22 protein-coding genes are annotated in these 24173 nt (G+C 56.6%); 9 read left to right on the top strand and 13 right to left on the bottom strand.

Going from position 1 to position 24173, the window contains the following annotated elements; all coding sequences use genetic code 11:
- Positions 1-5: 5 nt before the first annotated feature.
- From B9Z44_RS11380 to B9Z44_RS11360, 5 genes are all read right to left on the bottom strand, one after another.
- Entirely contained in the window at positions 6-1796 is a 1791-nt protein-coding gene (locus B9Z44_RS11380) for an acyl-CoA dehydrogenase (RefSeq protein WP_108402490.1), read from the bottom strand.
- A gap of 62 nt (positions 1797-1858) precedes the next feature.
- Positions 1859-2791 (bottom strand): electron transfer flavoprotein subunit alpha/FixB family protein, encoded by a 933-nt coding sequence (locus B9Z44_RS11375; protein ID WP_108359095.1) that lies wholly within the window; start codon positions 2789-2791, stop codon positions 1859-1861.
- Between the two features lie 36 nt (positions 2792-2827).
- On the bottom strand, positions 2828-3577 hold the full coding sequence (locus tag B9Z44_RS11370; protein ID WP_108359096.1) for an electron transfer flavoprotein subunit beta/FixA family protein: 750 nt from the start codon (positions 3575-3577) through the stop codon (positions 2828-2830).
- 120 nt (positions 3578-3697) lie between these two features.
- Entirely contained in the window at positions 3698-4942 is a 1245-nt protein-coding gene (locus B9Z44_RS11365; protein ID WP_108402489.1) for a mechanosensitive ion channel family protein, read from the bottom strand.
- A gap of 3 nt (positions 4943-4945) precedes the next feature.
- Entirely contained in the window at positions 4946-5899 is a 954-nt protein-coding gene (locus B9Z44_RS11360) for a histone deacetylase family protein (protein WP_108359098.1), read from the bottom strand.
- A 97-nt stretch (positions 5900-5996) separates the two neighbouring features.
- On the opposite strand from B9Z44_RS11360, the gene mltB reads away from it, so the two are divergent.
- A complete protein-coding gene (gene mltB / locus B9Z44_RS11355) occupies positions 5997-7109 on the top strand; it encodes a lytic murein transglycosylase B (RefSeq protein ID WP_108402488.1) in 1113 nt (370 codons plus the stop codon).
- Between the two features lie 19 nt (positions 7110-7128).
- Here mltB and B9Z44_RS11350 read toward each other — a convergent pair whose 3' ends face one another.
- Positions 7129-8022 carry a LysR family transcriptional regulator gene (locus tag B9Z44_RS11350; RefSeq protein ID WP_108402487.1) on the bottom strand — a complete coding sequence of 298 codons (894 nt, stop codon included), beginning with the start codon at positions 8020-8022 and terminating at the stop codon, positions 7129-7131.
- Positions 8023-8106: 84 nt separating this feature from the next.
- Between B9Z44_RS11350 and B9Z44_RS11345 the strand changes: the two genes are divergently transcribed.
- Entirely contained in the window at positions 8107-9087 is a 981-nt protein-coding gene (locus B9Z44_RS11345) for a sodium-dependent bicarbonate transport family permease (protein WP_108402486.1), read from the top strand.
- Positions 9088-9099: 12 nt separating this feature from the next.
- Positions 9100-9951 carry a DUF6671 family protein gene (locus B9Z44_RS11340; protein ID WP_108402485.1) on the top strand — a complete coding sequence of 284 codons (852 nt, stop codon included), beginning with the start codon at positions 9100-9102 and terminating at the stop codon, positions 9949-9951.
- A 3-nt stretch (positions 9952-9954) separates the two neighbouring features.
- On the opposite strand, the gene queG is transcribed toward B9Z44_RS11340, so the two are convergent.
- Entirely contained in the window at positions 9955-11028 is a 1074-nt protein-coding gene (gene queG / locus B9Z44_RS11335) for a tRNA epoxyqueuosine(34) reductase QueG (protein WP_108402906.1), read from the bottom strand.
- A gap of 42 nt (positions 11029-11070) precedes the next feature.
- On the opposite strand from queG, the gene tsaE reads away from it, so the two are divergent.
- Genes tsaE through B9Z44_RS11320 form a run of 3 tightly spaced genes read left to right on the top strand, consistent with a single transcriptional unit; the run spans position 11071 to position 13209 of the window.
- Complete coding sequence (tsaE, locus tag B9Z44_RS11330) at positions 11071-11544, top strand: tRNA (adenosine(37)-N6)-threonylcarbamoyltransferase complex ATPase subunit type 1 TsaE (RefSeq protein WP_245912811.1); 474 nt, start codon at positions 11071-11073, stop codon at positions 11542-11544.
- The gene (locus tag B9Z44_RS11325) at positions 11541-12953 is read left to right on the top strand and encodes an N-acetylmuramoyl-L-alanine amidase (protein ID WP_108402484.1); all 1413 of its coding nucleotides are present in this window, start codon (positions 11541-11543) and stop codon (positions 12951-12953) included. Before tsaE ends, B9Z44_RS11325 begins: the two co-directional genes overlap by 4 nt.
- A gap of 4 nt (positions 12954-12957) precedes the next feature.
- On the top strand, positions 12958-13209 hold the full coding sequence (locus tag B9Z44_RS11320; RefSeq protein ID WP_108402483.1) for a VF530 family protein: 252 nt from the start codon (positions 12958-12960) through the stop codon (positions 13207-13209).
- 8 nt (positions 13210-13217) lie between these two features.
- On the opposite strand, the gene B9Z44_RS11315 is transcribed toward B9Z44_RS11320, so the two are convergent.
- The gene (locus B9Z44_RS11315) at positions 13218-13871 is read right to left on the bottom strand and encodes a DedA family protein (RefSeq protein WP_108359104.1); all 654 of its coding nucleotides are present in this window, start codon (positions 13869-13871) and stop codon (positions 13218-13220) included.
- Positions 13872-13904: 33 nt separating this feature from the next.
- Here B9Z44_RS11315 and mutL point away from each other — a divergent pair, with 33 nt between their 5' ends.
- Genes mutL through miaA form a run of 3 tightly spaced genes read left to right on the top strand, consistent with a single transcriptional unit; the run spans position 13905 to position 18026 of the window.
- Positions 13905-15845, top strand: coding sequence for a DNA mismatch repair endonuclease MutL (gene mutL / locus B9Z44_RS11310; protein WP_108402482.1), 1941 nt, complete (start codon positions 13905-13907; stop codon positions 15843-15845).
- Entirely contained in the window at positions 15845-17032 is a 1188-nt protein-coding gene (locus B9Z44_RS11305; RefSeq protein WP_108402481.1) for a multidrug effflux MFS transporter, read from the top strand. The genes mutL and B9Z44_RS11305 overlap by 1 nt, the downstream gene beginning before the upstream one ends.
- Positions 17025-18026, top strand: a complete 1002-nt coding sequence (gene miaA, locus B9Z44_RS11300; protein ID WP_233246885.1) for a tRNA (adenosine(37)-N6)-dimethylallyltransferase MiaA — start codon at positions 17025-17027, stop codon at positions 18024-18026. Before B9Z44_RS11305 ends, miaA begins: the two co-directional genes overlap by 8 nt.
- On the opposite strand, the gene B9Z44_RS11295 is transcribed toward miaA, so the two are convergent.
- From B9Z44_RS11295 to nuoL, 5 genes are read right to left on the bottom strand one after another with little or no spacing between them, the layout of a single operon-like run.
- Positions 18007-18468, bottom strand: coding sequence for a DUF1178 family protein (locus B9Z44_RS11295; protein ID WP_108402480.1), 462 nt, complete (start codon positions 18466-18468; stop codon positions 18007-18009). The genes miaA and B9Z44_RS11295 overlap by 20 nt on opposite strands.
- Positions 18469-18510: 42 nt before the next feature.
- Positions 18511-19098, bottom strand: a complete 588-nt coding sequence (locus B9Z44_RS11290) for an NUDIX domain-containing protein (RefSeq protein ID WP_108402904.1) — start codon at positions 19096-19098, stop codon at positions 18511-18513.
- A 48-nt stretch (positions 19099-19146) separates the two neighbouring features.
- Positions 19147-20634: an NADH-quinone oxidoreductase subunit NuoN gene (gene nuoN / locus B9Z44_RS11285; protein WP_108359108.1), complete on the bottom strand. Its 1488-nt coding sequence runs from the start codon at positions 20632-20634 to the stop codon at positions 19147-19149.
- Positions 20635-20648: 14 nt separating this feature from the next.
- Positions 20649-22127: an NADH-quinone oxidoreductase subunit M gene (locus tag B9Z44_RS11280; protein WP_108359109.1), complete on the bottom strand. Its 1479-nt coding sequence runs from the start codon at positions 22125-22127 to the stop codon at positions 20649-20651.
- A 12-nt stretch (positions 22128-22139) separates the two neighbouring features.
- Positions 22140-24167: an NADH-quinone oxidoreductase subunit L gene (gene nuoL, locus B9Z44_RS11275; protein ID WP_108359110.1), complete on the bottom strand. Its 2028-nt coding sequence runs from the start codon at positions 24165-24167 to the stop codon at positions 22140-22142.
- Positions 24168-24173: the final 6 nt, after the last annotated feature.

The following is a 24173-nucleotide window of genomic DNA, read 5'->3' as shown; positions in this document are numbered from 1 at the left end:
AAAACTTAGAAGGCGTCGAGCGCCAACTCAGTCACGCTGTCTGCACCATCCACGATGCTGTCGCGCATGCCTGGCACTTTGGTCAGGATGTGGTCGGCGTAGAAACGCGCGGTGGTGATTTTGGATTGCATGAACACCGCTTCATTGCCCTTGGCCAATTCAGCCTCGGCCACCAACAAGGCACGTGCCATTTGCCAACCGGCCACCAAGTTACCGGTGAGCATGAGGTAAGGCACGCTGCCTGCAAACACAGCGTTGGGGCTGGCTTTGGCGCCTGCCACTACAAAGTCCACCACATTCAAGAAGGCTTCGCGCGCCGCTTTCAAACGTGCGGCCATCGCCTTGGCATTGGCACTGCCGCTCTTGAGCAAATCAGCTTCGGTGTTGGCGATTTGCGCGGCAATGCCTTTGGCGGTTTGGCCACCATCACGGCCTGTTTTGCGACCGATCAAGTCGTTGGCTTGAATGGCGGTGGTGCCTTCGTAAATCGTCAAGATTTTGGCGTCGCGGTAGTACTGTGCCGCACCCGTTTCTTCGATGAAGCCCATGCCACCGTGCACTTGCACGCCCAAGCTGGTGACCTCCAAACTCATCTCGGTGCTGAAGCCTTTGACCAACGGCACCAAAAATTCGTAGAACGCCAAGTTGTCTTTGCGCGTGTCGGCATCTGGGTGGTGGTGCGACGCGTCATACGCGGCGGCGGCCACGGTGGCCATGGCGCGGCAGCCTTCGGTATAAGCGCGCATGGTCATCAACATGCGGCGCACGTCGGGGTGGTGAATGATGGGGGCGCTGGTTTTCATGCTGCCGTCCACAGGGCGGCTTTGCACGCGGTCACGCGAGAAAGTCACAGCCTTTTGGTACGCACGCTCGGCAATGGAAATGCCTTGCACGCCCACAGCGTAACGCGCCGCGTTCATCATGATGAACATGTATTCCAAACCGCGGTTTTCTTCACCAACGAGGAAGCCAATCGCACCGCCGTGGTCGCCATACTGCAACACCGCGGTGGGGCTGGCTTTGATGCCCATCTTGTGCTCGATGCTCACGCAGTGCACATCGTTACGCGCGCCCAACGAGCCGTCTTTGTTCACCATGAATTTGGGCACCACAAACAAGCTGATGCCCTTCACGCCCTCGGGTGCGCCTTGCACACGCGCCAGCACGAGGTGGACGATGTTCTCGGCCATGTCGTGTTCACCGTAGGTGATGAAAATCTTGGTGCCGAACACTTTGTAGGTGCCATCTGGCAGAGGCTCAGCGCGGGTGCGCACGGCCGCCAAGTCAGAGCCCGCTTGTGGCTCGGTCAAGTTCATGGTGCCGGTCCACTCGCCGGAGATGAGCTTCTCAAGGTAAGTGGCTTTGAGGTCGTCAGAGCCTGCGGTCAACAAAGCTTCAATCGCACCGTCGGTCAACATGGGGCACAAAGCAAAACTCATGTTGGCCGAGTTGAGCATTTCGCCGCAAGCCGCGCCGATGGTTTTGGGTAAGCCTTGACCACCAAATTCTGCAGGGTGCTGCAGGCTTTGCCAGCCGCCTTCGCAGTACTGTTGGTAGGCTTCCTTAAAGCCGGGCGTGGTGGTCACATGACCATCTTTAAAGAACGATGGGTTTTTGTCGCCTTCCCAATTCAAAGGCACGAGCACAGACTCATTCAACTTCGCGCATTCTTCGAGTACGGCTTGGGCGGTTTCCACACCCATGTCTTCGAACGCAGGAATTTGGGCCACTTGTTCGAGGCCGGCCAAGTGTTCCATGTTGAACACCATGTCTTTGATGGGGGCGATGTAGCTCATTTTTATGTCTCCAAAATTCAATACAAAAAAGGCACCCCGAAGAGTGCCTTTTCACAGAAGGTTTACAACGCTGCGACCAACTCTGGCACAGCCACAAACAGGTCAGCCTCCAAGCCGAAGTCGGCCACGCTGAAGATCGGCGCCTCTGGGTCTTTGTTGATCGCCACGATCACCTTGCTGTCCTTCATACCCGCCAAGTGTTGGATCGCGCCGCTGATGCCGCACGCCACGTACAACTGCGGCGCGACGATCTTGCCGGTTTGACCCACTTGCAAATCGTTAGCCGCATAGCCTGCGTCTACCGCTGCGCGGCTAGCACCAATCGCGGCACCGAGCTTGTCAGCCAGTGGGGTCATGACTTCGTCAAACTTCTCTGAGCTGCCCAAGGCACGACCACCGGAGACGATGATCTTGGCGGCTGTCAGCTCTGGACGGTCGCTCTTGGTGACTTCACGGCCCACAAAGCTGCTCTTGCCTGAGTCGCTTGTTGCTGCTGTGGTTTCGATTTGAGCCGCGCCACCTGTGGCAGCCGCTGCATCAAAACCCGTGGTGCGCACGGTGATGACTTTGACAGCATCTGTGCTTTGCACAGTAGCAATCGCGTTGCCTGCGTAAATCGGGCGCTCAAACGTGTCTGGGCTGTCCACCTTGGTGATGTCGCTGATTTGGCCCACGTCCAACTTGGCAGCCACGCGAGGGGCTACGTTCTTGCCCGCCGCTGTGGCGGGGAACAAGATGTGGGTGTAGTTGCCAGCGATGGCTAAGACTTGCGCTGCCACGTTCTCAGCCAAACCGGCTTCCAGTGTGGCGCCGTCGGCGTGGATGACTTTGCTCACACCCGCGATTTGCGCGGCTGCAGCAGCGGCGGCACCGGCGTTGTGACCAGCGACGAGCACATGCACGTCAGCGCCAATGGCTGCTGCGGCTGTCACGGTGTTCAAGGTTGCGCCTTTGATGCTGGCGTTGTCGTGTTCTGCAATCACGAGGGATGTCATGTGTGTTTCTCCTGCGTATTCGTTGAGATGACGGGCTTAAATAACTTTTGCCACGTTCTTGAGCTTGTCCACCAAAGTGGCCACATCTGGCACCTTGATGCCCGCGCTGCGCTTGGCAGGCTCGACCACTTTGAGGGTCTTGATGCGGGGGCTCACGTCAACGCCCAAGTCTTCAGGCTTGAACACATCGAGTTGCTTTTTCTTGGCCTTCATGATGTTGGGCAAGGTCACGTAGCGAGGCTCGTTCAAACGCAAGTCGGTCGTGATGACCGCAGGCAGGCTGATAGAAATGGTTTCCAAACCGCCGTCCACTTCGCGGGTCACGCTGGCTTTGTCGGCTGTCAGTTCAACCTTGGAAGCGAAGGTGGCTTGAGGCATGTCAGCCAAGGCCGCCAACATTTGGCCGGTTTGGTTGCAATCATCGTCAATCGCTTGCTTACCCAGAATCACCAAACCAGGTTGCTCTTTGTCCACCAAGGCTTTGAGGAGCTTGGCCACGGCCAAGGGTTGCAGCTCTTCAGCGGTCTCGACCAAGATGCCACGGTCTGCGCCAATCGCCATCGCGGTGCGCAAGGTTTCTTGGCACTGCGCGACGCCACAAGACACCGCGATGACTTCCGTGACCACGCCCTTTTCTTTGAGGCGCACGGCTTCTTCCACCGCGATCTCATCAAACGGGTTCATGCTCATCTTGACGTTTGCAATGTCAACGCCCGAGTTGTCCGACTTCACGCGGACCTTGACGTTGTAGTCCACCACGCGTTTGACAGCGACCAAAACTTTCATGCAAAAGCTCCAATATTTAAATTAAACAGATTGACGTTTACGTAAACGTAACATTGTAGAGATCAAAGACGCTTTTTCATCGAACGACCGTGCTTTTCTAGGGAAGTCCCTAGGAAAAACTTAAGCCGGATGGCGCAGCACCACCTCTTGCGGCGAATGCACCAACACCACACCAGCCGCCCGCAAAGCGCTCAGCGCTGCGATGTTGACACGCGAACGCGTCAAAGATTGGCCATTCACAGGGTCTTCCATCCAAAAATTCAGGTTGAAACGCAAACCTTGAGGGGCCACCTCGCCCAGCAAGGCTTGAGGGGCAGGCACCGACAAAACCCATTCAGCGCTCAAGGCTGCTTGGGTCAACAACGTTTGCACGCGGTCCACGTCACTTTCCAGACCAACCCAAAACGTGCAGGTCTGCAACATGTGACGGCTTTCCAGCGACAAGTTCTCAACACGTTGGGTCAACAGCAACTCGTTGGGCACCACCGCTTCACTGCCATTGCTGGCACGCACCAAGGTGTAGCGGGTCTTGATGTCAGTGACGCGGCCTTCAAAGCCATCCACACGCACAAAGTCGCCAATCCGCAGCGAGCGCTCCAGCAAGATGACAAAGCCGCTCACATAGTTAGCGGCTAGCTTTTGCAAACCAAAACCAATACCCACACCCAAGGCGCCGCCCAGCACCGACAAGGCTGTCAAGTCAAAGCCCAGCGAAGACAAAGCAAACAAAGTGCCGATGACCAACAACAGCACGCGCATGGCATTGGCTGCCACCTTGCGCATGGACAAATCTTCAAACGCGCGGTTGAGCACGCGCTGCTCTAGCGTGGCCGACAGCCAAAGCGCCAGCACCAACACAAAGCCCGAAGTGAATACAACCTCCAGCACATGCGACACGCTGATGCGTGTCTTACCCAGCATGAATTGCAGGCCATCCAACTCTTCCATCATCGGGCCCCACCAACCCGTGATCCACAGCACGGCCAGCGCCCAAGCTAGCCAAGACACAACTTGCTCCAAGATACGCGCACCCCGCGAATTGGGGAACACCGCAGCCAAGACACGCGCAATCAAGCGAATCAGCACCAGCGACATCAGCACGGGCAAAGCCATCTTCAGCACGGGCACACGCTGCATCTTCATGAGCACCAGCTTCAAGTCATAGGTGAAAACTAAGGCCAGTGCTGGAAAGAGCACGCCATCCACCAAACGCCGGCCAAACAAAATAGACCCACGCGCCGTGGCGCCACGCCCCAAAGCCCAGCTCAAACCCCAAGCCAAAGCCAAACACAGTGCCAAACCGGCGAGTTCTAACGCAATCGCTGGACTTTGCAAGTCCAGCAACAGTTCTTGTAAATCGTTCATTGTTTAAATATCTGCCAACACGCGCAAATGCGCTTCCACGCTGCGACTCAGCGCACTCAGATCGTAGCCGCCTTCGAGGCACGACACGATGCGCCCCTGTGCATGACGCGCCGCAATGTCGCGCAAGCGGTGGGTGATCCAAGCGTAGTCTTGCTCAACCAGCCCCATCTGCCCCATGTCGTCTTCGCGGTGGGCGTCAAAACCGGCACTGATGAAAATCATCTCGGGTTTGAATTCCTCTAGACGAGGCACCCAATGGGTCTCGATCAACTCACGTACTTCCATGCCTTTGGTGTAGGCCGGCACAGGAATGTTGAGCATGTTGGATGCCGGGTGTTCAGTACCCGTGTGTGGGTAGAACGGATGTTGAAAAAAGCTAACCATCAGCACACGGTCATCGCCACTCAAGATGTCTTCGGTGCCGTTGCCGTGGTGCACATCAAAGTCCACTACCGCCACCCGCTTCAAACCGTGGCGCTCTAGCGCGTACTTAGCGGCAATCGCGATGTTGTTGAAGAAACAAAATCCGCCAGCTTTGTTGCGTGTGGCGTGGTGACCGGGTGGGCGAATAGCGCAAAACGCATTGGCCAGTTCACCGGCAATCACCGCGTCCGTAGCTGCCACCGCAGCGCCTGCAGAAGCCAAGGCTGCTTTCCACGTGTAGCTGTTGATGTTGGTGTCTGAATCCAAGTGCCCATAAGCAGGACCGCCTGCGGCGATGTCTTCCACCAGTTGATCAGACAAACCGCGCAAGGACGCGATGTACATGCGGTCGTGCGCCAGCTCAATGTCGGCCAACGGGGCTTCGGGCGCTTCGATCTGCGTAAGACCTAGATCCACGCCGCTGATGAGCAAGCGGTCTTGGATGGCGCTGAGCCGTTCTGGGCACTCAGGATGCCCTTCACCCATCTCGTGCTTCATGCACAGGGGATGCGTGTAATAGCCTGTTTTACTCATCTCGTCTGCCTCGGTTCTTCTTCAAGTCAGCTTACCATGGTGACCTTGCTTTTTCCCTTGCAAACACTGCGTGAAAACACATACATCCCCGTTTTATATGGCTTTGCAGCCAACTCTTGCGTTACGTCAAATCACTGCCGTGTTGTTGCTAATGGCTGCATTTGCAGGCGACACGGTGGCCAAGTCGCATGCGAAAGCTCACAAAACCGCCGCACACAAAGCCTCCACGCGCGGCCCTGTCTACGGGAAAACCACAGAAGCCATCGCACTGGCAGATGAGCTGGCCCAGCAGCACAAACTGCCCAAAGCTTGGGTGCGCGACCAAATCAGCAAAGCACAGTTTTTAAAGGGCGTGCCCAAGATGGTGCTGCCGCCCACCGTGCCCACCGCCAAGAACTGGCGTGCCTATCGCGAGCGCTTCATTGAAAGCCGCCGCATTGATGCGGGCACCCAGTTTTGGCAAACCCACCAAAGCGACCTCGCCCGTGCGGAGCAAACCTATGGCGTGCCTGCCGAAATGATTGTGGGCATCATCGGTGTAGAAACCTTCTACGGCCAAAACATGGGCAACTACCGCGTGCTCGATGCCCTGACCACGCTCACCCTCAACTTCCCTGCATCACACCCACGCGCGGCTGAGCGCCACGCATTTTTCAAATCAGAGCTAGGCTACTTCTTGGCACAAGCCCACCACCAAGGCGATGCCAGCATCACCGGCAGCTTTGCGGGCGCCATGGGCTGGCCCCAGTTCATGCCCTCCAGCGCGGCCAAATTTGCCGTGGACTTTGATGGCGATGGCCGCATTGATTTGCGCAACAGCCCGGTAGACGCGATTGGCTCGGTGGCCAATTACTTCAAAGCCTTTGGCTGGCAAACCGGTATGCCCACCCACTACCCCGTGAGCTTTGATGAAGCACGTTTGGACAAACCCACCTTGTTGGCCCCCGACATCTTGCCCTCGTTCAGCGTGAGCAACTTCACCGCCAAAGGCGCGGTGCTGGACGAACAAGCGCAAAAGCACAACGGTTCGCTGGCGTTGGTCGAGCTGTTCAATGGCGATGAGCCCCCCAGCTATGTGGCGGGCACCGACAACTTCTATGTGGTGACACGCTACAACTGGAGCAGCTACTACGCACTGGCGGTGATTGAGTTGGGCCAAGCGGTCAAAGCAAATCGCGCTTTGGCCTTTTCTCAATCGAGCACACGCTGACACCTGGATCCATGGGGGTTCATTTGCCGTTTATTTCTCGCATCAGATGCGCCTTGAAGGCAAGCGCAATAGGCGACAGGTTTTTGGCAGCCAAGTGAACCAAATGCCAAGATGATTTCAAAGGAAACTCATCCACGTTGATCACACGAACGCCATGTTCCTTTTGATGACCGTGCAACGCATATTGGGAAATCACGCCAATCCCAAGACCCCCAGCCACCGACTCTTTGACCGCTTCGTTGCTGCCAAGCGCTAAGCGAATATCTGCACGAAATTTCTTTTTGCGAAAGTGCTGATCAGCTGCCATGCGTGTGCCAGACCCTGGCTCGCGCAAGATGAATCGACGATTTCTCAAGTCGTTCAGGGTGACGTTGTGTTGTTTGGCCAAAGGGTCTGCCGAGGCGGCGATCACCACAATCGGGTTGGGCATCAACACCTCATCAATCAGCACTACATCGTCAGGCGGCATCGACATGATGTACAGGTCGTCTGTGTTTTGCCTCAAGCGTCCCAGCACGCCGTCTCGGTTCAAGATTTCAAGCGAGACATCAATCATGGGATAGCGCTTGCAAAAAGACCCAATCAATCGGGGCATGAAATATTTCGCAGTGCTCACCACCGCAATCCGCAAATGACCTTTGGCGATGCCCTTGGTTGCGTGGGCGAGTTGCTCAAACGACGCCAACGACTGCGTGATGTCGCGGGCAGTGACAGCCAGCGCCTTTCCCGTTTCAGTGAGAAAAATTTTCTTCCCAATCACTTCATACAAAGGCAAACCAACGGATGCACTGATTTCTTTGAGCTGCATCGACGCCGTTGGCTGCGTGACGTGCATGGCTTTGGCGGCAGCGCTGACGCTGCCGGTTTCAGCCAAAGCCAGAAAAAGTCGCAATTGTCGGAAAGTGAAATTCATAGACTTTTATCTATATATAGAAATCAAAGAATCGATTTTACAAAACAACACATGAAACCTACGATGCGGTCAAAGGAAATAAAAATGCAGAACCTTCTAGACCCCGCTATCTTGTTTTTTATCTTCGGTGTGCTCGCAGGCGCCGTTAAATCGAATTTAGAAATACCACCCGCTATTTCTCGTTTTTTATCGCTCTACCTGCTCATGGCTTTGGGCTTAAAGGGCGGCTTTGCGCTTTCACACTCGGGGTTGACAGCAGATGTCGGGGTGGGTTTGGGGGCTGCTGTTTCACTTGCCATTTGCATTCCTTTGCTGGGCTATTGGATGCTCAAGCGTTATATAGGCGGCTTTGATGCGGCGGCGGTAGCCGCCACGTATGGGTCTGTCAGCGCTGTGACGTTTGTCACTGCTGTGCAATACCTAGAAAACATGCACATCCCCTATGGCGGCCACATGGCAGCAGCCATGGCTTTGATGGAGTCACCAGCCATCATCATGGCCGTTGTCTTTGCCAACTCACTGCGACTCAAAGCAAACGGCGCACACGCCTTGGTCGCTGGCGGCAAGCCCAGCATGTCGGTGGGCAAGGTCTTGCACGAATCCTTCACAGATGGCGCACAACTGCTCCTGCTGGGGGCTATGGTGGTTGGCTTGATCACGGGAGAGTCGGGAAAGGCGGCCATGCAACCCTTTTCAGGCGATTTATTCAAGGGCATGCTGTCCTTCTTTTTACTGGACATGGGCTTGATGGCTGCACGCAATTTGCCTCAAGTCAAGGGCAAGTCACCCCTCTTGATTGCCTACGCGGTGTTGGGGCCTGTTGTGCATGCGGGCCTGGCTTTGAGCCTGTCTTATGCGCTGCAACTCAACCCGGGCGATGGTGCGTTGTTGATGGTCCTAGCTGCCAGCGCTTCATACATTGCTGTGCCAGCCGTGTTGCGGTACGCACTGCCTGAAGCCAACCCCTCGTTGTACTTTGGCATGAGTCTGGGTGTGACGTTTCCGTTGAATATTTTGTTTGGCATCCCTGCTTATGTGTCGCTGGCACAAGCGGTTTTGTCATGAGGTGTTTGGAAGATGTCTGCTGTCCATTTATACAAACATCACAAAGTTGCCTTTCTGACGCAGCATGGCAAGCAAACGCTTCTGAGGGGGTCACTTGAAACCGCATTAGGCTGCGAACTTGTGCACACCGACGGCTATGACACGGACTTATTGGGCACGTTCACAAGAGATCAAAGCAGGCCATGCTCACAAATTGAAGCTGCAAGGCAAAAGGCCTTGATTGGCATGCGCCTCACCCAGACGACGATCGGCATAGCGAGCGAAGGTTCGTTTGGCATGGATCCATTCGGTGGCTTTATCCCTTGGAACACCGAAGTGCTGGTGTGGATAGACCAAAACTTAGGCCTTGAAGTACACGGCATCGCACATGGTCCAGCCCAAAGCCTACACAAAACCATCCAATCAAAAAATGAATTAGAGGCCTTTGCGAGCGCCGCAAATTTCCCCAACCATCTCTTGGTCTTGAGACCAAACAACCAAGACGACCCAGACATTCTCAAAGGTATCGACAACCTAGCGGATTTGCTGCAAGCGTTTGACTGGGCTAAGCAAAAATCCATCCAGGGCAGGGTCTTTGTCGAAAACGATCTGCGTGCACATGCCAATCCGACCCGGCAGGGCGTGATCCGCAAAGCGTGCGACAACCTCATTCAAAAACTACGCTCCAGATGCCCCCAATGCAACACCCCGGGTTACTGGATCACAGAACAAACGGCAGGTTTACCTTGCAGCGCGTGCGGGCACAAAACGCACCTGCCCATCAGTGAGATCTGGTGCTGTGCAACTTGCGGACACGAAGATCACAAGCATCTGAGTTTGGATCGTTTGGCAGACCCAAGTCGGTGTGATTTTTGTAATCCTTGACAGTCAAACCGCGCGAAGGCGATCGCTTTGCGCCAACGCCCACTGCACATGTTCACGCACCACGTCGCTGCTGTGCGAGAGATGCACTTGCAGTGCTTGGCGCAAAGTCGCATCGTCCGCTTGCCGCAGCGCATTGCCCGCCGCCACTGCTAGGTTACGCAACCAGCGCACGTGACCGATGCGACGAATGGGACTGCCCTCGGTGTAACGCAAAAACTCTGCTTCGGTCCAAGCCAACAAGCGCGCCATGCCCTGCCCCACCAAGCCCGCACGCACATCAAAGTCGGGCAAGCTCGACGCTTGCGCAAACTTGTTCCAAGGGCAAATCAGCTGGCAGTCGTCGCAGCCGTAGATGTGATTACCCATCAAGGGGCGCAGCGCCACATCAATTGAGCCTTCGTGCTCAATCGTCAAATATGAAATGCAGCGACGCGCATCCACCAAGCCTTCGGCCACGATGGCCTGCGTGGGGCACACATCCATGCACGCCGTGCACTGGCCGCAGTGGGCGCTGGTGGATTCGGATGCGGGCAAGGCTACATTCAGAAAAATCTCGCCCAAGAAAAACATGGAGCCTGCTTCGCGGTTGAGCACCAAGCTGTGTTTGCCGCGCCAGCCTTGGCCGCTGCGCGTGGCCAGCTCAGCCTCCATCACGGGGGCTGAATCAGTGAAGGCTCGGTATTCAAATCCATTGGGCTTTAAGGTGTCTATCAACAAGGTATCAATTTGTTGAGCCAGTGTGTCTAGCCGGTTGCGCAGCACCTTGTGATAGTCGCGCCCTCTGGCGTAAACCGACACCACGGCCTCAGCAGGGTTGCGCAAGCGTTGCCACTCGGCGTCTTGCCAGCCCTCAGCGGTGTCGCGCGGCAGGTAGTTCATGCGGGCGGTCAGCACGCTCAAGGTGCCCGGCACCAGCTCGGCAGGACGCGCGCGCTTGAGGCCGTGACGGGCCATATAGTCCATGCTGCCGTGGAAGTTTTGGGCCAGCCAATGTTGCAAATGCGGCTCGGCGGAAGACAGGTCCAAAGGGGCCACCGCAATTTGCGAAAATCCCAGTGTTTGCCCTAGAGCCTGAATTTGCGTGAGCAACAATTTGTAATCGATAGACAACGGATACCTTTGAACAATTCGCCCATTGTAAAAACTCTGGTTTGGCCCGATGAAGCCGCCACCGCTGCGTTTGCCACGCAGCTGGCCGCCGCATTGACACGCGCCAACCTGAATGCTTGCATTGCCTTGCATGGCGACTTGGGCGCAGGCAAAACCACCTTTGTGCGCCACCTACTGCGCGCCTTGGGCGTCGAGGGCCGCATCAAAAGCCCCACCTATGCCGTGGTCGAACCCTACACCGTGGCCGCAGGCGAGGTGTGGCACTTTGACTTTTACCGCTTCAGCGACCCACGCGAATGGGAAGACGCAGGCTTTCGTGACATCTTCGCCAGCACGGGCTTAAAGCTGTGCGAATGGCCGCAAAACGCCGCAGGCGTGATGCCCACGCCAGACCTTGAACTCGACATCCAAGTGGACAACGCCGAGCAACGCCAAGTGCGCATCAGCGCCCTCACCGCGCGCGGGCAGGAGCTACTGGCATGACGCAACACAAGGGCATCCAAAGACGCAGCCTGCTTCAAGGCGGCTCGCTCGCCTTGCTGTTAGGCAGTGCCGACATTGCTTGGGGTGCCAGCATCGTGGCCGTGCGCGTGTGGCCCGCAGCGGCCTACACACGCGTGACGATTGAGAGCGACACAGCACTGAAAACCGTACCTATTTTTGTAGCCAACCCACCGCGCTTGGCCGTGGACATTGAGGGCATTGAACTCAACCCCGCCCTCAAAGAGCTGGTGGGCAAAGTGCGCTCGGACGACCCCTACATCACAGGTGTGCGCGTGGGCCAATACGCCAACAAAACCGTGCGCTTGGTGTTAGACCTTCGCCAGATGGTCAAACCACAGGTGTTCAACTTGTTGCCCGTGAAAACCGGCAACACCCAGTACCAACACCGCTTGGTGCTTGACCTCTACCCTTCTGATGTGGCAGACCCACTGGAAGCCTTGATTGTGGACAAGCTCAAAGGCGGCACGGCCTTCAACGCGCCGTCGATGACGGCCACACCCACACCATCGGCGTCTAAGTTGGGCACACGTGCCGACCCTGTGGGCGATTTGATGGCCAAACCGAACGTGACGCCCGAGGTGCCATCGCCTGCGGCATCCACAGCTTCTGCGCCCATCACCACTGCCGCATCGGTGAACCAACAACAAGACGGCGAACGCTTCATCATCGTGGCACTCGACCCTGGCCACGGCGGCGAAGACCCCGGCGCATCAGGCCCCAGTGGCACACGCGAAAAAGATGTGGTGCTGAAAATTGCGCACCGCTTGCGTGACCGCATCAACAACACCGTCATCAAAACAAAACACGGCAACTTGCCCATGCGGGCTTACCTCACACGCGATGCCGACTATTTTGTGCCACTGCAACAGCGCGTCGAGAAAGCCCGACGCGTGCAGGCCGATTTGTTCATCAGCATCCATGCAGACGCGTTTCAAACCCCTGAAGCCAAAGGTGCCAGCGTGTTTGCCCTGAGCGATGGTGCAGCTTCCAGCGCAGCTGCGAAGTGGATGGCCAAGCAAGAAAACCGCGCCGATTTGATTGGTGGCTTGAACATCAAAAGCCAAGATGCCGCCGTGCAACGCGCCCTGCTTGACATGAGCACCACCGCACAAATCAAAGACAGCCTAAAACTCGGCAGCGCCATGCTGGGGCAAATCAAACACATTGGCAAACTGCACAAAGGCCGCGTAGAGCAAGCAGGCTTTGCCGTGTTGAAAGCGCCCGACATTCCCAGCGTGTTGGTGGAAACCGCCTTCATCAGCAACCCCGAAGAAGAGAAACGTTTGGTCAGCGCTCAATACCAAAACGACTTGGCTGATGCGCTGATGAAAGGCATTGAGCGCTACTTCTCACGCAATCCACCGCTGGCCAAAACCCGTAATACCTGACACCATGACCGACGCACCCGAACAACCCAAAAACCCACTGCACGGCATGACGCTGGAGAAAATCGTCACCGAGCTCGCTGACTATTACGGCTGGGCAGGCTTGGGCGAGCGCATCAACATTCGCTGCTTCACGCAGGACCCCAGCGTGGGATCAAGCCTCAAGTTTTTGCGCAAAACACCTTGGGCACGTGACAAGGTGGAGAGCTTGTATTTGTTCATGCTGCGCGACGTGCGCCGCGGAGAACGTGGGTTTTAACGCCGTCTTCAGTCAGCGTTGATGTGTGCAGCGCGTGAGGCTTTCCACGAGCCATAAATAGCCAAAGCGCCGGGAATAAAAATCATCGCCCAGATGATCTTGTCCAAATGGGTTTTGACCCACGGAATGTTGCCAAAAAAGTAACCCGCCGTCACGATACCGCCCACCCACAACGCGCCACCGGTGATGTCAAAGAAGGTGAACTTGCGACGCGTCATCTGCGCTACGCCTGCCACAAAGGGCGCGAAGGTGCGCACAAAGGGCATGAAGCGTGCGGCGATCAAGGTCACACCGCCGTAGCGCTCGTAAAACGCGTGGGCTTGGTCGAAGGCCCGACGGTTGAAAAACTTGGAATCCTCCCACGCAAACACCTTCGGACCAAAGAAGCGGCCAATCGTGTAATTGGTTTGGTTGCCCGCCACCGCAGCGGTGAGCAGCAAGGCCACGGACAAGCCGTAATCCATCAAGCCCACGCCGCACATAGCCCCCACCACAAACAGCAGCGAGTCACCGGGCAAAAAGGGCATGACCACCAAACCGGTCTCCACAAAAATGATGAGAAACAGCAAGGCATAGACCCAAGTGCCATTGGCTTGCACAAAGGCTTCCAAGTAGCGGTCTACGTGCAGGATGAAGTCGATCAAGAAAGTAATAAGTTCCATAGGCTGCATTATCCCTGCCTCTAAAATGAGGCCGTGCACCCTGCTACCCAACCCCCACGCGCCATCCGCGAACTCCCAGATGAACTGATCAGCCAAATCGCCGCTGGCGAGGTGATCGAACGCCCCGCCGCTGTCGTGCGTGAACTGGTGGACAACGCGCTAGACGCGGGGTCCACACACATCACGCTGCGGTTGTTGGCCGGTGGTGTGCGCCTGATCAGCGTGGAAGACAACGGCGTGGGCATTCCCGCCCATGAGTTGCCCGTGGCCTTGAAGCGCCACGCCACCAGCAAAATCACCAGCCTCACCGAGCTTGAATCGGTGGGCACCATGGGTTTTCGCGGCGAAGCGTTGGCCGCGATTCAATCGGTCTCTGAGTTGTCGGTGCTGTCACGCACGGCAAACCAAGACAGCGCCATGCTGCTCGATGGCCGCAGCGGCGAGCTGCAACCCGCCGCCCGCGCCCAAGGCACGACGGTGGAAGTCAAAGAGCTGTTTTACAGCACACCCGCACGCCGCAAATTTTTAAAGACAGACAACACCGAACTGGCCCACTGCGTAGAAGCCGTGCGTCGACATGCCCTGACCCGCCCTGAGGTGGGTTTTGCCATTTGGCACGAAGGCAAGTTGGTCGAGCAATGGCGTGCGCAAACCATTGACGCGGCTTCGGGTGAAGACCTGAACAAGCAACACCAAGCCGCGCTAGACCGCCGCTTGGCCGATGTGTTGGGCGACGATTTTTTAGAAAACTCGGTGGCCGTGCATTACCAATCGGGCAACGTGACCGTGGTGGGACGCGCTGGCATTCCAGACGCCGCCCGCTCACGTGCCGACCACCAGTTTGCCTATGTGAATGGCCGCTATGTGCGCGACAAAGTCATCACCCACGCCGCACGCAGCGCGTATGAAGATGTGCTGCACGGCCACCGCCAACCCATTTATGCGCTGTACGTCGAGATTGACCCCACGCGTGTGGACGTCAACGTGCACCCCACCAAAATTGAAGTGCGTTTCCGTGATGGCCGTGAGGTGCACCAAGCGGTGCGCCACGCGGTAGAAAACGCCTTGGCGGTGCCACGCGCCAACATGCTCATGGCCAATGCCTTGCAAAACCATGAGCTACCAATGGCGGGCACTTTTGGCGCGGGTGGCGCTTTTAGCGACGCCGCTACATTGGGCGTATCGACACCACCCACTTGGCCCAACGCCAATTGGCAGCAAGCGCCCATGCCTTTGGCTGGCACGCGTGTGTCTGACTTGGGCGCGTTGTGGCAACCCACACCCCGCACCGGCTTGCCCGCGGAAGAACAAACGGCGCAAAGCTTCGCACCCAGCGCTTTCAGCGCAGCCAACACACCAACCCCATCGCTGCAAGAGGCGGCCCCCGAAACTTGGCCTTTGGGCAAAGCCATCGCGCAGCTGCACGGCGTGTACATCTTGGCCGAGAACGCGCAAGGTTTGGTGTTGGTCGATATGCACGCCGCGCACGAACGCATCGTGTACGAACAACTCAAAACACAAATTGACGCGCAGCGTATCAGCAGCCAACCGCTGCTAATTCCCGCCACCTTCCCTGCCACCGCGCAAGAGGTGGCCACCGCCGAGGCCTGCGCTGAAGCGTTGCAAGAGCTCGGTTTAGAAATCTCCACGCTCTCCAGCAAAACACTCGCTGTGCGTGCCGTGCCCAGCAGCTTGGCGCAAGGCGATGCCGTGGCACTGGCGCGCAGCGTGTTGGCCGAGTTGAGCCAACACGACGCCAGCACGGTGGTGCAACGCGCCCGTAACGAACTGCTGGCCACCATGGCCTGCCACGGTGCGGTGCGTGCCAACCGCAAACTCACAGTGGACGAAATGAATGGCTTGCTTCGCCAAATGGAAGTGACCGAGCGCTCCGACCAATGCAACCACGGCCGCCCCACCTGGCGACAACTGTCGATGCGTGAGCTCGACGCGCTGTTTTTACGCGGTCGCTGATGTCCCCCACGCTCATCATTGTGTTGCTGTCGATGCTGCTGGGTATTCAGCCTGTGGCCACCGACTTGTACTTGCCCGCACTGCCTGCCATCAAGGCAGAGTTTGGTGCAACGCTGTCGCAGGTGCAGCTCACGCTCAGCGCTTTGCTGTTGGCCTTTGGCACATCGCAGTTGGTGTGGGGCCCCCTGTCCGATCGCTTTGGCCGTCGTCCGATTTTGTTGTGGGGCTTGGGCACTTTCACGCTCGCAGGCTTGGGCTGTGTGTTGGCCAGCAGTATGCAAGAGCTGATCGTGTGGCGTGCTTTACAAGGCGCTGCTATGGGTGCGGTGGTGATGTGTGCACGTGCCATCGTGCGCGACCTGTACACCCCCGAGACGGGCGCAGGCGTGATGTCTAAGGCGCTGACAGGTTTAGGTTTTTTGGCTTGCGCCAGTGCGCCTTTGGGCGGCTTGCTGACCGACTTGTGGAGCTGGCACGCTGCACTGAGTTTGGTGATGGGATTTGGGGCGATCGCACTGATCTTGGTGGCCCTGACATTCAAAGAAACGGTGCATCGTAAAAACCCACATGCGCTACAGGTCAAGGTGCTAGCAAAGACGTGGTGGCACATCGTGCGCCACCCCACGTTTGTGGCGTTCACCTGTGTGTCGATTGGCTCATACGGCGGGCTCTTTACCTTCTTGGCATCGTCTTCGTTCGTTTTCATCAACTTGTTGGGATTGGCGCGCTGGCAATACGGGTTGTTGTTGTTTTCGATGGCCTTCACTTATTTACTGGGCACCGTGTTGTGCCGTCGTTTGTTGGCTCGATTTGGCGTGACGCAAACGGTCGCCATTGGCGGGGTGTTCAGCTTGGTAGGCGGCGGCTGGATGGCACTCAATGCGTGGCTGGGTGGGCAAAGTGTGGTGAGTCTGATGGGGCCGTTTTATTGGTTCATCTTGGCGCACGGCATCCATCAGCCATGCGGTCAAAGTGGTGCGGTGGGGCCTTTCCCCAAAGCGGCGGGTGCGGCATCGGCCCTAGGCGGCTTCTTGATGATGGTGGCAGCTTTCATCACAGGGCTGTGGCTGGGTGCGGTGCAAGACGGCTCTGCGCTGCCCATGGCGCAAAGCATCGCGTTTTGGTCTGTCATCACTGCGCTGTCGGCTTGGCTGCTGGTGTTGCGCCGTGGAGGCCCGCGTGTCTAACGCATCGCATCTGGCACAAGGCTGGACCGTTGACGCCATCGCCCTCGTTGGTCCGACGGCCAGCGGTAAAACTGCAGCAGCTTTGGCGATCGCCCAAGCATGGCCCGTTGAAATCATCAGCGTGGATTCGGCCTTGGTGTATCGCGGCATGGACATTGGCACGGCCAAGCCCAATGCCGATGAACTCGCACAAGTGCCGCACCACCTGATTGACATTCGCGACCCACTGCACGCCTACAGCGCGGCTGAATTTGCCCGCGATGCCACCACCTTGATGGCCGACATCCGCGCGCGCGGCAAGCTGCCTCTGCTGGTAGGCGGCACCATGCTCTACCTCAAAGCCTTGCGCGATGGCATTGACGACTTGCCCACTGCACAGCCCGAGCTGCGCGCCGAAATCGAGCAACAAGCCTTCGCCTTGGGTTGGCCTGCTATGCATGCCGAACTGGCGAAGGTCGATGCCATCACGGCCGAACGACTCGCCCCCAACGATGCACAGCGCATCTCGCGCGCACTCGAAGTGTGGCGCGTGAGCGGCAAAGCTTTGTCGCAATGGTTTGCTGAAGCAGACGCCACGCGTGCAACGCAACCAGCACTGAATATGCCCCTGCTCTCGCTAGAGCCCGTCAACCGCGCATGGCTGCATGCGCGCATTGCGCTGCGCTTTGACATCATGCTGGCGGGAGGATTTGTGGCTGAGGTACAAACCCTGCGTGCGCGAGGTGACTTGCACATCGATTTGCCCAGCATGCGCTGTGTGGGATACCGCCAAGCGTGGGAGTTGCTCGACCGTGCAGAGGCTGTAGGCGCCGCCCCAGAAAGCATCTTGCCCCAACTGCACGAGTTGGGCGTGGCGGCTACGCGGCAGTTGGCCAAACGACAACTCACTTGGCTGCGCGGCATGGACGAGCGCATCGTCATCCCCTGTGATGCACCCGATGCGTTGGCGCAAACACTGGCCGCTGTGCAGCGGTTTACTGCAACGGCTCTTTGAGCACGTCAGGCAACGGCAAAGGCATGACGGCGATGCCTTCGTCAATCAACCCTTCAGTTTCTTCAGGTGTGGCGTGGCCGCGAATGTTGCGTGCCTCAGCTTCTCCATAGTGCATCTTGCGGGCTTCTTCGGGGAAGCTGTTGCCCACGTCTTCGGTATTCGCCACCACATGGCGCACCATCTTGAGCAAAGCGGCTTGCAACTGCGCGGGCTCTAAATTAGCCGCGTCTTGTAGGCTGGGCAATGTAGGCGTTGCGTTGTCAGCGGACTCGGTCGCATTCAGGTTCAAGCGAGGTGCGCTGAGTTTTTTGCTCACGTTGGCATCGCCGCACATCGGGCAGTTCAGCAAGCCACGTGTGAGCTGGCTTTGGTAGTCATCTTCGGAACCAAACCAGCCTTCAAACACGTGGTGTTGGGCGCATTGAAGGTCTAACACTTTCATAGTTCAATTATCCCGCAGCACGTCTCACACGCGTTGCCACAGTCATAGGCTCTGCCATTGCAGGGGCCATGCACCACTGAGGTGGTTTTGCAGCCAGAGCAATCCTGTGAGGGTTTTGGCGTCCGTCAGCTGGCCATCACGTGACCATGCTAGCAGCTCGTCTACGCTAGCATCAAACACATCGAGAAACTCGCCTTCGTCCAGTTGTCGCTCGCCTTGGGTCAGGCCGCGGGCAAACCAAATGTCGATGAACTCGGTGGAATAGCTGATGACGGGGTGCAAGACACCCGCATGGGCCCACTCGGTGGCGCGGTAGCCAGTTTCTTCTAGCAACTCACGTTGGGCACACACCAAACGGTCTTCGCCTGGGTCGAGCTTGCCCGCAGGGAACTCAATCATCACCTGTTGCACGGGGTAGCGGTATTGGCGCTCCATCACCAAACGGCCATCGTCGCGGATGGCGATGATCATCACCGCGCCGGGGTGAATCACAAACTCACGTGTGGCGGTGTCTCCGCTGGGCAAGCGCACGGTGTCGCGAAAGGCGTGCAAGAAGTGGCCTTTGAGCAGCTCAACGTGGTCTAGCGTGTGTTCGACCAAATGGTCATCAGATGTGGGTTTCATAGTCATCATGAAAAAAGCCAGCTCGAAAGCTGGCTTATGTGAGGTGGCAAGTGCTTAGGTACCCAGCGTAGACACAATGGCTTTGGCACACAAGGCCATCAAACCACCAGGCAAGATGCCCAAGATCAAGATCAAGGCACCGTTGAGGCTCAAGACCACGCGCACATCAGCACCCGCAGACACGGTGGTCGCGGTAATAGGTGCGTCAAAGTACATGACCTTGACGATGCGCAAGTAGTAGAACGCGCCAATCAGAGACATCATCACAGCGAAGACTGCCAAGACGATGGCGCCAGTTTGGCCTGAAGCGATCAACGCTTGCAACACCGACAGCTTGGCGTAGAAGCCAACCAGCGGAGGCACACCTGCCAACGAGAACATACAAGCGGCCATCACACCTGCGTACAGGGGGCTGCGTTGGTTCAAGCCAGCGAGGTCAGAGATTTCTTCGCTCTCAAAGCCTTCACGGGCCAACAGCAAGATGATGCCGAAGGTGGCCAAGGTGGTCAGCACATAGGTGATGACGTAGAACATGGATGAGCTGTAGGCGTTGGCAGCGGCAGCGGTGTTGCCGTTGACCACACCCGAGAGCAAACCGATCAACACAAAACCCATTTGGGCAATGGTCGAGAACGCCAACATGCGCTTGAGGTTGGTTTGCGCCACAGCGGCCAAGTTACCAATCAGCAAGGAGGCAATGGCCAAGACCATCAACATTTGCTGCCAGTCCACGGCCAAGGGCAACAAGCCCTCCACCAACAAACGGATGGTCATGGCAAATGCGGCCAATTTAGGCGCGCCGCCAATCATCAAGGTGATGGCGGTTGGTGCGCCTTGGTACACGTCAGGAATCCACATATGGAAAGGGACGACACCGAATTTGAATGCCAAGCCGCACACCACAAAGACCAAACCCAACACCAACACTTGGTGCTTGATTTGGCCCGAGGCCACAGCCTTGAACACGGTACTGATGTCGAGCGAGCCTGTGGCGCCGTACAACATGGACAAGCCATAGAGCAAGAAGCCGCTGGCCATCGCACCCAACACAAAGTATTTCATCGCAGCTTCGCTGGCCACGGCGCTGTCGCGGCGCAAGGCCACCATGGCGTAGCTAGACAAAGTCAGCAATTCCAAGCCGAGGTACAACACGAGGAAGTTGTTGCCCGAGATCATGACGAACATGCCCAACAAAGCAAAGAGACCCAAGGTGAACAACTCGCCACCGCGCAACATGTCGCGTTCAGCAGCATAAGGACGGCCGTAGACCAAAGTGACCATCACAGCCAAAGCTGCAAAGCACTTGAGCCAGCTGCCCATGGGGTCAGAGACCACCATGTTGCCGAAGCTATAAACCGTTTGGCCTTGTGTGGCGGCAACGGCTTCCAAGTACGCGACCACACCGATGGTGATCAGCGACAAGGCATACGTGGTGGTGCGACGTGGGCACTTGACGAACAAGTCCACCATCGCAATGACGATGGCCATGACAGCCAATAGCATTTCGGGATAAACCGCAGCGATGCTCAGTTTTTCAAACATTTTTCAATCCCTCTTTATTGGGGCAACTTGGAGATGGCCACGTGCTTGAGCAAGTCAGCCACGGACACATCCATCACATCGGTGAAGGGCTTGGGGAAGATACCCATGGCCAACACGGCGATTGCCAACAAGGCCAACATCACGAACTCACGGCCGTTGATGTCGGTCAACTCTTTGACGTGGTCATTGCCCACGGGGCCCAGATACACGCGCTTGATCATCCACAAGGTGTAAGCCGCACCGAAAATCAAGGCTGAGGCAGCAGCAAAGCCAACCCAGAAGTTGTATTTGATGGCACCCAAGATGACCATCCACTCGCCCACGAAACCTGCGGTGCCTGGCAAGCCGCAATTGGCCATACCGAACAACAAGGCAAAAGCAGCGAACTTAGGCATGGTGTTGACCACGCCACCGTAGGCGGCAATTTCACGTGAGTGCATGCGGTCGTACAACACGCCAATCGACAAGAACATGGCGGCAGACACAAAACCGTGGGCAATCATTTGCACCAAAGCGCCAGACACACCGATGTCGTTGAAGATGAAGAAGCCCAAAGTCACGAAGCCCATGTGCGCCACGGATGAATAAGCCACCAGCTTTTTCATGTCTTCTTGCACCATGGCCACCAAGCCCACGTAGACCACGGCCACGAGCGACAAAGCAATCATGAGCCATGCGTATTCGTGTGCGGCATCAGGTGCGATGGGCATTGAGAAGCGCAAGAAACCATAAGCACCGAGCTTCAACATGATCGCAGCCAACACAGCAGAGCCACCGGTAGGTGCTTCCACGTGCACGTCTGGCAACCAGGTGTGCACAGGCCACATCGGCACCTTCACTGCAAACGCAGCGAAGAAAGCAAAGAACAACAAGGTTTGCGCATTGGCTGGCAATGGCAGTTTGTGCCAAACAGCCAAATCAAAGCTGCCACCCGATTGGGTGTACAGATAGATCAAGGCGATCAACATCAACAAAGAACCCAGCAACGTGTACAAGAAGAACTTGAACGCAGCGTAGATTTTGTTGGGGCCGCCCCACACACCGATGATCAAGTACATCGGAATCAATGTGGCTTCGAAGAACACATAGAACAGCATGCCGTCGGCCGCGCTGAACACGCCGATCATCAAACCACTCAAAATCAAGAACGCGCCCATGTATTGGTTCACGCGCTCAGTGATCACTTCCCAGCCCGCGATCACAACGATCACGGTGATGAAAGCAGTCAGCAGCACGAACCACAAAGACAGACCATCTACACCGAGGTGGTAGAACACATTGAAGCGTTCGATCCACATCGATTTTTCAACAAATTGCAGCGCTGAAGTAGAGACATCGAAGTGGTTGAACAAAGGCAAGGTGACAGCCAAGCTGACCACAGAACCGATCAATGCGATCCAACGCACCACCTTTGCATGTTCGTCACGCCCAAAGGCGAGCAAGATGACACCAAACAGAATTGGCGTCCAAATGGCAAGGCTCAATAAACCCATTTTTTATTCTCCTTATTTGAGCCAGACGAACCACGTCATCAGCAAGAACACGCCCAGGATCATGACCAAGGCATAGTGGTAGAGGTAGCCAGTTTGCAACTGACGTGTCCATGAAGACACACAACCCACCAACTTCCAAGAAGCGTTCACCACACCACCTTCGATGATGGCTTGGTCGCCGCCCTTCCACAGACCGGTACCCAAAGCGCGTGCGCCACGGGCCAAGACGTTTTCGTTGAACCAATCTAAGTAGTACTTGTTTTCGAACAAGACATAGATGGGATGGCACACGCGTTTGATCGCCGCAGGCACAGCTGGGTTGATCATGTACATGTAGTAAGAGCTAGCCACACCTGCGACAGCCAACCAGAACGGTGCGGTGCTGAGGGCGTGCAAGGCCATGGCGACAGCGCCGTGGTACTCATGGGCCAGCTCGTGCATCACGGGGTGCTTGTCGGCATTGATGAAGATGGCGTCGCTGAAGAACTCACCGTACAAGAGGGGGTCAATCGTGTAGAAGCCAATCAGCACAGAAGGAATGGCGAGCAAGACCAAAGGCACTGTCACCACCCATGGGGACTCGTGTGGGCCGTGGTCATGGCCGTGATCGTCGTGACCATGGTGGTCATCGTGGCCGTGGTGTGCGTCAGGGTTTTGGTCGTAACGCTCTTCGCCGTGGAACACGAGGAAGTACATGCGGAACGAGTAGAAAGCTGTCACAAACACGCCAGCCAGCACCGCGAAGTGGGCGAAGCCAGCACCAGGCAAGGTGCTTTCAGCCACAGCTTCGATGATGCTGTCTTTGGAATAGAAGCCAGAGAAGAACGGTGTGCCGATCAAAGCCAGCGAACCCAGCAACGAAGTGATCCAAGTGATGGGCATGTACTTGCGCACGCCGCCCATCCAACGGATGTCTTGGTTGTGGTGCATACCCATGATGACGGAACCGGCACCCAAGAACAGCAAGGCTTTGAAGAACGCATGGGTCATCAAGTGGAACACGGCCACTGAATAAGCAGAAGCGCCCAAAGCCACAGTCATGTAACCGAGCTGCGACAGTGTGGAATAAGCCACAACGCGCTTGATGTCGTTTTGGATCAGGCCCAAGAAGCCCATGAACAAAGCTGTGATGGCACCGATCACCAAGATGAAGTTCAGCGCGGTGTCTGACAACTCAAAGAAAGGCGACATGCGGGTGACCATGAAGATACCGGCCGTCACCATGGTCGCTGCGTGAATCAACGCAGAGATGGGTGTGGGGCCTTCCATGGAGTCAGGCAACCACACGTGCAGTGGGAACTGAGCCGACTTACCCATCGCGCCGATGAACAAGCAGATACAGATCACGGTCACCAGCATCCAGTCGGTGCCAGGGAATGTGAGTGCGCCCAATTCACCAGCCTTAGCGAAAGCTTCGGTGTAATTCAAAGTGCCGCCGTAAGCCGCGATCAAACCAATACCCAAGATGAAGCCGAAGTCACCCACGCGGTTGACCAAGAAGGCTTTCATGTTCGCGAAGATCGCTGTGGGTTTGTTGAACCAGAAACCGATCAACAAATAAGACACCAAGCCCACAGCTTCCCAACCGAAGAACAGTTGCAACATGTTGTTGCTCATGACGAGCATCAACATGGAGAAGGTGAACAAAGAGATGTACGAGAAGAAGCGGTTGTAGCCTTCGTCCTCTTGCATGTAGCCAATGGTGTAGAGGTGAACCATCAATGACACAAAGGTCACGACGCACATCATCATGGCGGTCAGGCCATCGACCATGAAGCCGATTTCCATTTTCAAATCGCCCACCACCATCCATGTGTAGAGGGTTTCGTTGAAACGTGCGCCGTCCATGGCGACGCTTTGCAGCGTCATGGCAGACAACACGAAGGCGATGAACACGCCCAAGATGGTGAGTGAGTGGGTCAAGCCGCGGCCAATTTTGTTACCGCCAAAGCGTGTACCAAAAATACCAGCCAAGGCCGAACCCACCAGCGGTGCCATGGGCACTGCCAACAATGTAGAAGCTTGCAGGGTTTGTGACATGATGAA

This window comes from Limnohabitans curvus (genome assembly GCF_003063475.1).
Classification (GTDB): Bacteria; Pseudomonadota; Gammaproteobacteria; order Burkholderiales; family Burkholderiaceae_C; genus Limnohabitans; species Limnohabitans curvus.
Note: the sequence above shows the minus strand (reverse complement) of the source record. Positions and strands in the feature narration are given on the sequence as shown.

Excerpts from the sequence above, each read along its gene's own strand:
- B9Z44_RS11380 (WP_108402490.1), bottom strand. The coding sequence starts at position 1,796 with ATGAGCTACATCGCCCCCATCAAAGACATGGTGTTCAACATGGAACAC.
- B9Z44_RS11375 (WP_108359095.1), bottom strand. The coding sequence starts at position 2,791 with ATGACATCCCTCGTGATTGCAGAACACGACAACGCCAGCATCAAAGGC.
- B9Z44_RS11370 (WP_108359096.1), bottom strand. The coding sequence starts at position 3,577 with ATGAAAGTTTTGGTCGCTGTCAAACGCGTGGTGGACTACAACGTCAAG.
- B9Z44_RS11365 (WP_108402489.1), bottom strand. The coding sequence starts at position 4,942 with ATGAACGATTTACAAGAACTGTTGCTGGACTTGCAAAGTCCAGCGATT.
- B9Z44_RS11360 (WP_108359098.1), bottom strand. The coding sequence starts at position 5,899 with ATGAGTAAAACAGGCTATTACACGCATCCCCTGTGCATGAAGCACGAG.
- mltB (WP_108402488.1), top strand. The coding sequence starts at position 5,997 with ATGGCTTTGCAGCCAACTCTTGCGTTACGTCAAATCACTGCCGTGTTG.
- B9Z44_RS11350 (WP_108402487.1), bottom strand. The coding sequence starts at position 8,022 with ATGAATTTCACTTTCCGACAATTGCGACTTTTTCTGGCTTTGGCTGAA.
- B9Z44_RS11345 (WP_108402486.1), top strand. The coding sequence starts at position 8,107 with ATGCAGAACCTTCTAGACCCCGCTATCTTGTTTTTTATCTTCGGTGTG.
- B9Z44_RS11340 (WP_108402485.1), top strand. The coding sequence starts at position 9,100 with ATGTCTGCTGTCCATTTATACAAACATCACAAAGTTGCCTTTCTGACG.
- B9Z44_RS11325 (WP_108402484.1), top strand. The coding sequence starts at position 11,541 with ATGACGCAACACAAGGGCATCCAAAGACGCAGCCTGCTTCAAGGCGGC.
- B9Z44_RS11320 (WP_108402483.1), top strand. The coding sequence starts at position 12,958 with ATGACCGACGCACCCGAACAACCCAAAAACCCACTGCACGGCATGACG.
- B9Z44_RS11315 (WP_108359104.1), bottom strand. The coding sequence starts at position 13,871 with ATGGAACTTATTACTTTCTTGATCGACTTCATCCTGCACGTAGACCGC.
- B9Z44_RS11305 (WP_108402481.1), top strand. The coding sequence starts at position 15,845 with ATGTCCCCCACGCTCATCATTGTGTTGCTGTCGATGCTGCTGGGTATT.
- B9Z44_RS11295 (WP_108402480.1), bottom strand. The coding sequence starts at position 18,468 with ATGAAAGTGTTAGACCTTCAATGCGCCCAACACCACGTGTTTGAAGGC.
- B9Z44_RS11290 (WP_108402904.1), bottom strand. The coding sequence starts at position 19,098 with ATGACTATGAAACCCACATCTGATGACCATTTGGTCGAACACACGCTA.
- nuoN (WP_108359108.1), bottom strand. The coding sequence starts at position 20,634 with ATGTTTGAAAAACTGAGCATCGCTGCGGTTTATCCCGAAATGCTATTG.
- B9Z44_RS11280 (WP_108359109.1), bottom strand. The coding sequence starts at position 22,127 with ATGGGTTTATTGAGCCTTGCCATTTGGACGCCAATTCTGTTTGGTGTC.
- nuoL (WP_108359110.1), bottom strand. The coding sequence starts at position 24,167 with ATGTCACAAACCCTGCAAGCTTCTACATTGTTGGCAGTGCCCATGGCA.